The 2,067-nt window shown below is 76.4% G+C and carries 2 protein-coding genes; both read left to right on the top strand.

Annotated features, from left to right (window positions below; genetic code table 11):
- Positions 1–109 precede the first annotated feature (109 nt).
- Positions 110–1,051: an ABC transporter permease gene (locus tag ACI79L_RS23920; protein ID WP_456939188.1), complete on the top strand. Its 942-nt coding sequence runs from the start codon at positions 110–112 to the stop codon at positions 1,049–1,051.
- On the top strand, positions 1,048–2,067 hold a 1,020-nt coding region (locus ACI79L_RS23915; RefSeq protein WP_456939187.1), incomplete at its 3' end, for an ABC transporter permease. The genes ACI79L_RS23920 and ACI79L_RS23915, both read left to right, overlap by 4 nt.

Raw genomic sequence — 2,067 nt, 5'->3', positions numbered from 1 at the left:
CCCCCCCCCCCCCCCCCCCCACCCCCCCCCCCAACCCCCCGGGGGCCCCCCCCCCCCGGGCCCCCCCCCCGGCCACCCCCACCCCACACACCTCGTCGAGGGATCCCGGATGCTCGCCTACGTCGCCCGGCGACTCGCCCTGGCGGTCGGCACGCTGCTGGCCGCGGTGCTGATCACCTTCCTGCTCGTGCACGCCAGCGACAGCACGCCCGGCGCCGTCCGGCTGGGCCCGGGCGCCACGGCGGACGCCGTCGCCGCGGAGAACGAGGCCCTGGGCTGGAACCGCCCGCTGTACGTGCAGTTCCTCGACTACGTCGGGTCGCTGTTCCGGTTCGACCTGGGCGCCTCGCTCGTCGACGGCCGGGACATCGGCGCCGACCTGGCCGACCGGCTGCCGGTCACCGCCTCGATCGCCTTCTTCGCCACGCTCCTGTCCGGCGTCGTCGGGGTGCTGCTGGGCGTGACCGCCGCGGTCCGGGGCGGGCGCCTGGGCAGGTCGATCACCACCGGCAGCGGCGTGGCCCTGTCCCTGCCCGCGTTCTGGGTGGGGATCCTGTTCGTCTACCTGCTGTCGCTGCAGCTGGGCTGGTTCCCCGCGACCGGCTACACCGACTTCGCGTCGGACCCCGCCGGGTGGCTCACCAGCATCGCCATCCCGGTCCTCACGCTCACCGTCGGGGGCGCGGCGATCGTCGCCCGCACCGCGGCCGCCGGCATGCGCGAGGCGCTCGCCCAGGAGCACGTGCGCACGCTGCGGGCGATGGGCACCCCGCCGTGGCGGATCCGCTACGTGCACGCCCTGCGCTACGCCAGCGTGCCGGTGGTCTCCACGCTCGGCATCCAGTTCATCGCGCTGTTCGGCGGCTCCGTGATCATCGAGAACCTCTTCGCCCTGCCCGGTCTCGGCCAGGCCAGCCAGGCCGCCGCGTCGTCGAGCGACTTCCCCGCGCTGGTCGGCGTGGTGGTCGTCGCCACGGCCGTCGTCGTCGTCATCAACCTGCTGCTCGATCTGCTGGTCGCGGCGCTGGACCCGAAGGTGCGTGCCTCGTGAGCGTGCTGCCCCTGGACGCGGCCGGCGAGGTCGCCACCGAGCCCGTCCCGCCGACCCGGCGCCGGCGCGGCCTGCCCGGCTTCCTCCGCCGCCCGGGCGGGGTCTTCGGCGCCGCCTGGCTGCTGTTCGTCGTCGTCGCCTCGCTCACCGCGCCGCTGTGGCGGCCCTACGAGCCGGGCCAGCAGGACACGGCCGACCGCCTCGCCCTGCCCTCGGCCGAGCACTGGCTGGGCACCGACCCGCTGGGCCGCGACCTGCTCTCGCGGATCTTCACCGCCGGCGCGCTGCCGCTGCTGGCCTCGGCGCTGATGCTCCTGGTCGCCTTCGGCATCGGCCTGCCGCTGGCGCTGGTCGCCGCCGAGCGCGGCCGCCGCGTGGAGCGGGTGATCAGCCGGGTCACCGAGGTCTTCCTCGCGCTGCCCGCGACGATCCTGCTGCTCGCCGTCATCGGCGTGATCGGCAACCGGCTCTACCCCGTCATGGCGGTCATGGGCGTGCTGATCTCGGCGGCGGTGTACCGCGTGCTCCTCGGCGTCGCGCAGTCGGTGCGGCAGCGGCTCTACGTCGACGCCGCCCGGGTCAACGGCCTGGGTTCGCTCCGGGTGAACCTCGTGCACGTGCTGCCGTCGATGGCCACGGTGGTCGCCGTGCAGGCCGCGCAGCTGTTCGGCATCGGTCTGCTCGTCGTCGCGGGACTGGCGTTCCTCGGCTTCGGCCCCGGCGAGCCCGAGCCCAGCTGGGGCTTCATGATCCAGGACGCGTCGGGCTACATCTACAGCGCGCCGTGGCTGATGGTGCCCACCGGCCTGGTGCTGGCGTTGACCGTCGTCGCGGCCAACGAGCTGGCCGACGCGCTGGCCGGCAAGGCCGCCGGCCCCCGCACGACCCGCCGTCGCCGCCCGCTGCGGCGCGCCGTCGCGGGGGGGGGGGGGGGGGGGGGGGGGGCCGGGGGGGGGGGGGGGGGGGGGGGGCGCCCCCCGCGCCCGCCCACCCCCGCCCCCCCACCCCGCACGCCC

This window comes from Geodermatophilus sp. SYSU D00684, from assembly GCF_054050455.1.
This window is presented reverse-complemented; position numbering and strand designations above follow the sequence as displayed.